At 44.0% G+C, this 8,779-nt stretch carries 5 protein-coding genes and 1 pseudogene; 1 reads left to right on the plus strand and 5 read right to left on the minus strand.

The window, feature by feature from the left end; all coding sequences use genetic code 11:
- Positions 1-7: 7 nt before the first annotated feature.
- From acnD to VLN09_RS04140, 5 genes are all read right to left on the minus strand, one after another.
- The gene (acnD, locus tag VLN09_RS04120) at positions 8-2,641 is read right to left on the minus strand and encodes a Fe/S-dependent 2-methylisocitrate dehydratase AcnD (RefSeq protein WP_325243961.1); all 2,634 of its coding nucleotides are present in this window, start codon (positions 2,639-2,641) and stop codon (positions 8-10) included.
- Positions 2,642-2,874: 233 nt separating this feature from the next.
- On the minus strand, positions 2,875-4,002 hold the full coding sequence (gene prpC / locus VLN09_RS04125) for a bifunctional 2-methylcitrate synthase/citrate synthase (protein ID WP_325243952.1): 1,128 nt from the start codon (positions 4,000-4,002) through the stop codon (positions 2,875-2,877).
- Positions 4,003-4,110: 108 nt separating this feature from the next.
- On the minus strand, positions 4,111-5,001 hold the full coding sequence (prpB, locus tag VLN09_RS04130) for a methylisocitrate lyase (protein ID WP_325243954.1): 891 nt from the start codon (positions 4,999-5,001) through the stop codon (positions 4,111-4,113).
- Positions 5,002-5,373: 372 nt separating this feature from the next.
- A complete protein-coding gene (locus VLN09_RS04135; protein WP_325243956.1) occupies positions 5,374-6,660 on the minus strand; it encodes an NRAMP family divalent metal transporter in 1,287 nt (428 codons plus the stop codon).
- Between the two features lie 284 nt (positions 6,661-6,944).
- Entirely contained in the window at positions 6,945-7,943 is a 999-nt protein-coding gene (locus tag VLN09_RS04140; protein ID WP_325243959.1) for a LysR family transcriptional regulator, read from the minus strand.
- Between the two features lie 225 nt (positions 7,944-8,168).
- Here VLN09_RS04140 and VLN09_RS04145 point away from each other — a divergent pair.
- A pseudogene (locus VLN09_RS04145) lies at positions 8,169-8,779 on the plus strand (hypothetical protein); the annotation flags it as partial.

Consider the following 8,779-nt stretch of genomic DNA (forward strand, 5'->3'; position numbering starts at 1 on the left):
ATAACACCTACGCAATATCTAACGTGCCATCGATAAACTCTTTGGCAAAGCGCTGTAGCATACCGCCTGCGTTATACATTTTAACCTCGTCAGCGGTATCCAAACGGCAAATGATAGGGGTTTCAGTTTTACTACCATCAGCACGATTAATCACCAGCGTCATCATGCCGCCAGCAGAGACTTCACCGGTAACATCAAAGACTTCAGTACCGTCTATGTTTAGTGTATTGCGCGTGACACCTTTTTCAAACTGCAAAGGTAGTGCACCCATACCGACTAAGTTTTGACGATGGATACGTTCGAAATCTTCAGCGACCACCACTTCAACGCCTGCCAAACGTACACCCTTGGCAGCCCAGTCTCGGCTTGAGCCTTGACCGTAACCGTCTCCTGCGATGATGATCAGCGGTTGTTCGCGGTTCATATAGGTCTCAATTGCTTCCCACATGCGCATAACTTGACCTTCTGGCTCAACCCTAGCAAGCGAACCTTGTAGGACTTCACCTTTCTCGTCACGTACCATCTCATTCAATAGTTTAGGATTGGCAAAGGTCGCACGCTGAGCGGTTAAGTGATCACCGCGATGGGTTGCATAAGAGTTATAGTCCTCGCTTGGTAAACCCATAGTATCCAGGTACTCGCCAGCAGCAGAATCACCCAAAATCGCATTAGACGGAGATAAATGGTCAGTAGTAATATTGTCACCCAATACCGCTAATGGACGCATACCTTTTAGCTTATTCATCGCTACCATTTTGCCTTCCCAATACGGCGGGCGGCGGATATAAGTGGTCTGTTCACGCCAGTTATATAGTGGACTTAGCGCTTTACCCGTATCTTTTTTCGCTTCATCAAACATCGGGATATAAACAGCGTTGAATTGCTCAGGCTTTACGGCTTTAGCGACGATCGCATCAACTTCGTCATCATCGAACCAGATATCTTTTAGATAAACGTCATTACCGTTTTGGTCTTTGCCCAACGAGTCTTTTTCGATATCAAAGCGAATGTTACCGGCGATAGCATAAGCAATAACGAGCGGCGGTGATGCTAAGAACGCTTGCTTGGCATACGGGTGGATACGACCATCAAAGTTACGGTTGCCAGATAATACCGCAGTGGTAAACAGATCATTATCGATGATTTCTTTTTCGATATCAGGATCAAGCGCGCCACTCATACCATTACAAGTAGTACAAGCAAAACCAACCACATCAAAGCCGATTTCTTGTAGCTCAGACATGAGTTCTGCTTCTTCTAGGTACATTTTTACGGTTTTTGAGCCAGGTGCGAGTGAGGATTTTACCCAAGGCTTACGCAATAAGCCTTTGGCATTGGCGTTACGGGCGACCAGACCGGCAGCAACCATGTTGCGTGGGTTAGAAGTATTAGTGCAGCTGGTAATCGCGGCGATAATCACTGCACCATCTGGCATCAAGCCATCTTTTGGTTCTGGTAATTTGTCTTCAGGAGCGTGGGCGATACCTTTAGCAACCAAATCTGTGGTTGAAACACGAGCATGCGGACGTGAAGGACCTGCCATATTACGGACGACTGCAGACAAATCAAACTCAAGCACCCGCGCGTATTCCGCATTTTCCATGCCATCAGCCCATAGACCTGTCTGCTTGGCATATTGCTCAACCAGTTTGATTTGAGCTTCACTACGACCGGTTAGGCGTAGATAGTCGATGGTTTGCTCATCAATATAGAACATCGCCGCGGTTGCGCCATATTCTGGCGTCATGTTTGAGATAGATGCACGGTCACCAACACTTAATTGGCGCGCACCTTCACCAAAGAATTCTATATAAGTGGATACCACACCAGCATTACGTAAGAACTCGGTCATGGCGAGGACTAAATCGGTGCCGGTAATGCCTTTTTGCAATTTACCAGTCAGTTTGACGCCAACATAATCAGGCAGGCGCATGTACGATGGGTTACCAAGCATGACGCTTTCAGCTTCAAGCCCGCCAACACCGATTGAGATAACACCCAAGGCATCAACCATTGGCGTATGGCTATCGGTACCAACCAAGGTATCAGCAAAAGCGACTTCTTCACCGGCTTTATTCTTTACTATTTGCACAACCGGCGACATTTTCTCTAGGTTAATTTGATGCATGATGCCGTTACCAGGCGGTACGACGTTGACGTTATCAAAGGCATACTGACACCAGTTGATAAAGTGAAAACGGTCATCATTACGGCGCTCTTCGATGGCACGGTTTTTTTCAAAGGCGTTTTCTTCAAAGCCTGCGTGTTCAACGGCTAGTGAATGATCAACAATCAGTTGTGTTGGTACAATTGGATTTACTTTAGAAGGGTCGCCACCTTGTTCTGCGATGGCATCACGTAAACCTGCCAAATCAACAAACGCGGTTTGACCTAAGATGTCATGACATACGACGCGGGCAGGGTACCAAGGAAAATCTAAATCTTGCTTACCATAGATATGCTGCTCTAAAGCCGCAGTTAAGTCTTCAGGTGGGCAACGGCGTACCAAGTTTTCACACAATACTTTTGAGCAGAACGGTAGTTTGTCATACGCGCCAGCTTCGATATTTTCGATCGCTTCACGGGTATCAAAGTAATACAAGTCTGTGCCAGGTAATGGCTTTTTAAATGGTTCATTCATCGGCTGTACTAGGGCGTTGTCCATAAGTCACCTTTGGCTATTGGCTGGTTGGAATTTGAGTTAGTTGAAAAGAAAGTATTCTTTTAGCAAAATCATCACTGATATGAGAAGTAGGCTTTGCTAAAAAAATTGAGGTTATTAAGAAAAGCTTTAACTGCTAAATATATTCAAAATTTAGCAGTTAAAGCCGTTATCGAGCATAAGCGTTTATGGTCGATAACGAGTAAGAGAGGTTAACGCGCAGTTATCTCTGGTACTGAACGCAACTCTTCACCGGTATATTCTGCACTTGGGCGGATGATACGGTTGTTAGCACGCTGCTCAAATACGTGAGCCGCCCAACCTGTTAAGCGCGAGCATACAAAGATTGGCGTGAACAGTTTGGTTGGAATGCCCATGAAGTGATAGGCTGAGGCATGGAAAAAGTCAGCATTGCAGAACAGTTTTTTCTCGCGCCACATAACTTCTTCACAGCGTACTGATACTGGATAAAGCACTTCGTCACCAACGTCAGCTGCTAGCTTTTCAGCCCAACCTTTGATAACGACGTTACGTGGATCAGACTCACTGTAGATAGCATGACCAAAGCCCATGATTTTATCTTTACGTGCCAGCATAGCCATCATCTCAGTTTCAGCTTCGTCAGGAGAGCTAAAGCCTTCAATCATATCCATTGCTGCCTCGTTCGCGCCGCCATGCAAATGACCACGTAATGAGCCAATCGCACCGGTAATACAAGAATGGATATCAGATAAGGTAGACGCACAAACGCGAGCAGTGAAGGTTGAGGCGTTAAACTCATGCTCAGCATAAAGAATCAGTGAGACGTTCATCACTTTGGTATGTAGCTCGTTTGGCTTTTCGCCTTTTAGCAGATGCAGGAAGTGACCACCGATGGTCTCATCATCAGTTTCGGTTTCGATACGCACGTTATCATGCGTAAAGCGATACCAATAGTTAATGATTGACGGGAAGACCGCCAGCATACGGTCTGCTTGGTCGTTTTCTTCGGCAAAATCGAGTTCGGTTTCAAGGTTACCAAGCATTGAGCAACCGGTACGTAAGACATCCATTGGGTGTGCACTGGCAGGAATACGCTCAAGGACATCTTTTAATGCTTGAGGTAAACCACGTAAACCTTTTAATTTAGTTTGATAAGCATCAAGCTCGCTTTGGGTCGGCAAGTTGCCATACAGCAACATATAAGCGACTTCTTCAAAGATGCATTTGTCCGCAAGCTCTGAGACGTCATAACCGCGATAGGTCAGACCAGAGCCTGATTTTCCAACGGTAGACAATGCTGTCTTGCCCGCTACTTGACCACGAAGACCTGCGCCTGAGAGTTCTTTTTGTGCTGCCATGATAAATTCCTTTTGTTGGTAGCTTGTGTTGGATAAAAGATAAAGATGCTGCAAATACTGCGCTGGCAAGTTCATTGATAGAAAAACCAACGCTTTTAAGTGCTAAAACTACTTATTATCTGCAAACAATTTGTCTAAAGTCTGCTCAAACTCATGATAGTTTAAGAAATCATAGAGCTCCATACGGGTTTGCATGGTGTCGACGACTTTGTCTTGTGTACCATCATCAAGCAGATGCTGATATACGTTCAATGCGGCTTTGTTCATCGCACGGAATGCAGATAGTGGATATAGCACCATATCGACACCTACCGCATACAACTGCTCGGTAGTATAAAGGTCGGTCTGACCAAACTCGGTCATATTTGCCAGTACTGGGATATCAAGTACGTCAGTAAACTTACGGTACATCTCGATATCAGTCAATGCTTCGGCAAAAATCATATCAGCGCCCGCTTCTTGAAACGCAACAGCACGTTCAACCGCCGCATCAAGACCTTCAACAGACAAGGCGTCCGTACGCGCCATAACGACGAAATCACTATCTACTTTGGCATCAAGGGCGGCTTTTAAGCGATCAACCATCTCTGAGATGCTAACGATTTCTTTATTGGGGCGGTGACCACAGCGCTTTTGGGCGACTTGGTCTTCGATATGTACCGCTGCCACGCCGGCTTTTTCCATTTTTTTGATGGTTTGGGCGATATTAAACGCGCCGCCAAAACCAGTGTCGATATCGACTAATAACGGTGTATCAACCGCATCAGTAATACGGCGTGCATCTTCTAAGACATTATCAAGGCTGGTCATGCCAAGGTCTGGCAAACCAAACGAGGCATTTGCCACGCCAGCACCAGAGAGATATAGCGCTTGGTGACCGACTTGGGTTGCCATCATAGCGGTATAAGCGTTAATCGCGCCTGCAATCTGTAGCGGTTGGTTATTATGATTTTTTTGTTTCATTGCACTGCGAAAGCGAGCGCCAGCTGATGGGGTCATGTCGTATTCCTTACGTAGAGGGAGGATCTTGTCGTTGTCATGCACGATTCAATCGTTGTGCTTGATTATACCCAATTATACTTGGCTGCAAAGCGGGGTTTTTATTTAATTATTAATATAAATTAAACTCATAAATTAATAATATTAATAATATTCATTTTATAGATAATGCTATCCATTAATTAGAGGTTTGCGTCTATTAGTATTCATAACGCATCAAACACTGCATTGTTTCCGATTAAATATTTACATCTGGTTACAATTATTTCTATAAGTGTTTTATAGTTGTCCACAAAAAAGCCCTCTTAGTTTGGCTAAAAGGGCTTTTACTCTATCGAATCTATTATTATCTAGACTAGCTAACAGCTACTTTTAACCAATGATACCTACAAGGCTGGCTAGGAATAACAAGGTAAAGCCACCTAAGAATACAAGCCCTGCAATCGAATAGGCGTTCATACCGGCTGATAGTTTTTTGTGGTTTTTCACTAGCGAGTAGTTTAACCAACCAAAGATAGGCGCGGATATAAAGGCAGATATCATCGCAAACTTCAGCATAGCGCCTAATTGTCCTGCAAAGAAGCTAATAATCAAAAGACCGCCACCGATAGCATAGGTGGTCCAAAAGGCGATTTGCTTTTTGTTAATCTCGTCTTCACCTTTTAGCAAGCGCCAGCATTCGGCATTAGCGCGACCATAACCGTCTGCACAAGTAATTGTCGTGCCAAACATACACATAAAGGCGACAAAGGCGACCAGTAGTCTTGACCATTCACCGATAGTGGCGGTATACATATTGATAAGCTGATCAATATAAGCGACACCTGCGGTTTGAATCTCTTGACCTGAGCCGTATTGTACGAAAACGCCCAACGCTAAAAAGAACAAGGCTAAAATAGCAGAGACTAAGAAACCGACATTAAAATCCAGTAACCCCTGACGATGAGTGGTATTGTCAGCTTTTCTTTTCGCTGATGTCCACATTGAGGTGATGGCAGCGAACTCAAGTGGTGCTGGCATCCAACCCATGAGTGCAACAATAAATCCTAAAGTCGCCAAGTTCCAAGGAGAGGCAGGGACAAAATCAGCAACCATAACAGTCGGTTTACCAGCAGCAATCATTACCGCTAACACGGTTGCGGATACGAGCGCAATCATAATCCACTTAGTCACGCCGTCAAGCAGTTTGTAATGACCAGCAATCAGAAAAAACCAACATATAGCAACGATGATGACAGCTAAGCTAATACTTGATAGTCCTACAGATGCAGGCAGCATAAAGCCCAATATCACTGCAGCAAGCAATGTCACGGCACCGGTACTAATCACCGCCGATAAAATAGATAGGATAAAATAAACCCAGAGATAGGCTTTTGAGCGTTTGGCATAGCCTGCGATTAAGCTCTCGCCGGTATCATAGACATAATCGGTGGCAAAGCGGAAGAACGGATACTTAAAGACGTTGGCTAATATAATCATAATCGCCAGCTGCCAGCCATATAACGCGCCAGCCTGTGTCGATGAAATCAGATGTGAGCCGCCAATAGCAGCAGTCGCCATTAAAATACCGGGACCAAAGATTCGCCAGCTAAAGCCTTCTTGCTGAGCGGGGATAGTGTCGCCTGTGGCGCTTGGGTTATTGAGTTGTTGTGTGGTCATGAATACCTCGAAATGGTTAAAACGGCAAATCATCACTTACCTGTGTCAGCTTGCCAATGATCATAAGAGCGTCGTTTCATAAAACATATTATTAAAACGATTTATCTTGTATCGACTTTAGCATACCAATCTTATTAAAGAGAATGATTGTTCACATTATTATTACTTATTTTTTGCATAGCCATTCCTAATAGTTAGCATAATTAAGTGCGAATATCAAGAGTTATCAATGACTATTTTTTGGGGCTTCTTTATACCACAATACTCTGTCAATATCAGATAATTTAAAGCTGAGACTGAAATTTTTGGCGTCGGTAAGTGATGCCGCGCTGCTCGTAGACATGATAAGTCGCATTCAATAGGTCAGGAATTTTGGGATGAACACAGTCTTTTAGCGTATGCAGATAAATAGGTGAGGTTACGTTTTCATGTATAAGACGCTGATAGCTTATTTGCTCTGTACGTACCGTTTTTAAGCTGGCAGGTACCAAGGTAATGCCTTCGCCCGCCGCCACTAAGCCGAGTGCCACTTGCAAATCGCTGACGGTGGTGGTCATAAATGGCGTGATGCCATATTGGGCAAATAAGTACAGCAAAGGCTCTGTAATTTGCTCAGCAGTAGATGATTGAAGTTGGCTGTCGTTGTTTCTCTCTTTCTGCCTCAAAGTTTTTGGCATTGTCGATATCGGCAAGTGGGTTTGATGATAGAGAATAAGGCGGTTATTTGCCAAATCGATTAAGCGTTGCTCGCGCACATTGGCAAGCGGATGGGCTTTGGGGAGGGCGACGACATAACGCTCATGACGTAATAGTATTTGCTGAATCCAAGGGTCTTGATGCGCAAAACGCCCAAAACCAATATCAATGTCCCCCGATTTCAGCGCTTCTATCTGCTGATAAGAGCTGATGTCTTTTAGGTTGACCTCAATCTCAGGATTGGACTGCTTAAGTCTGGCGATAATTTCGGGTAGCAGACCATACAGTATAGAAGGAACAAAACCGATGTTTAACGCGCTACTAGGTGCAGATAAACGCTGGGTCATACCAACAACCGTATCTACCTCTGTCAGTATGGTACTGATTTTATCGTAAAAGAAGCTACCCGCTTCTGTTAGATGTAGCGGTCTGTGATAACGGTCAACCAGCATCACGCCCATATCTGTCTCAAGTTGCTTGAGCAAACGGCTTAGACTAGGCTGTGACAATCCGATTTTGGTAGCGGCTGCGCTAAAGCTCCTAAGCTCGGCAACAGCAATAAACGCATTGAGCTGCTTTAAATCCATATTTTATGCTCATTTATCTGTAATACCATGTCAATTGATGAAGCGGATACTGCTGTATTTTATATCAATAACAGCATAACTATAAAATTATGCTTGAAGCATAGGAGATGACACTCTATATTGTTTATTCACGATAGCGTTACAATTTAGCAAACTAACAAACTTTACCCTTAATTCTAGCAGTCATCTACGGTTTCGTGGCATAAACTGGTTTGGTATCACTTCATGAGCGACAAAAAAGACAAGCAAAACGCCGATTTAGAGGCAAACTTAGCAAAAATCGCTAATACTAAGCCACGACTGCGTAATCGCAAACACGATATCTATGAGCGTTATATCTCGCGTGTTGAAAGCCTAGAGACTATTGAAAGTGCTATCGAAAGTATTGAGAATACAGAAAATTTGAGAGTGCCAACTGTTACCAATAATGACACTTATGATGAGACAGATGCGGGTCTTAGCGCAAGCATACTGGACCGTCCTGTTCAGCAGCCTATATTACAACCGCTTAAGAACGCTGACAAGCTGTCCTCGTATGAGCCACTAAGTGCAGTAGAACTAGAGTTATTTGCCATTCAAGAGCAAGATAGTGTGGAAAATATAGCAGGGTTACAGGTATCTGATAACATGAGTATATCGGTGAGCTTGGATTTTTCTGATAAAGAAGATGAGAAGGTTGTACGTCCTTTAACTATAACAGAAGCGACTGATAGCGCAGCCTCTACAGATAAAAATGAAAATACCGAGGTAGATAATAGCGATTATATTGATGAACCTATCAGCACTGCATCTTTACAAAAGCAGAAGAGTAGTAAAAAGCCGCTTATTATAGGTAT

Origin of the sequence: Psychrobacter sp. (genome assembly GCF_035469765.1) — a bacterium.
In the GTDB taxonomy this organism is placed as follows: domain Bacteria; phylum Pseudomonadota; class Gammaproteobacteria; order Pseudomonadales; family Moraxellaceae; genus Psychrobacter.

Coding starts and splice junctions, on each gene's coding strand:
- acnD (WP_325243961.1), bottom strand. CDS start 2,641: ATGAATGAACCATTTAAAAAGCCATTACCTGGCACAGACTTGTATTAC.
- prpC (WP_325243952.1), bottom strand. CDS start 4,002: ATGGCAGCACAAAAAGAACTCTCAGGCGCAGGTCTTCGTGGTCAAGTA.
- prpB (WP_325243954.1), bottom strand. CDS start 5,001: ATGACCCCATCAGCTGGCGCTCGCTTTCGCAGTGCAATGAAACAAAAA.
- VLN09_RS04135 (WP_325243956.1), bottom strand. CDS start 6,660: ATGACCACACAACAACTCAATAACCCAAGCGCCACAGGCGACACTATC.
- VLN09_RS04140 (WP_325243959.1), bottom strand. CDS start 7,943: ATGGATTTAAAGCAGCTCAATGCGTTTATTGCTGTTGCCGAGCTTAGG.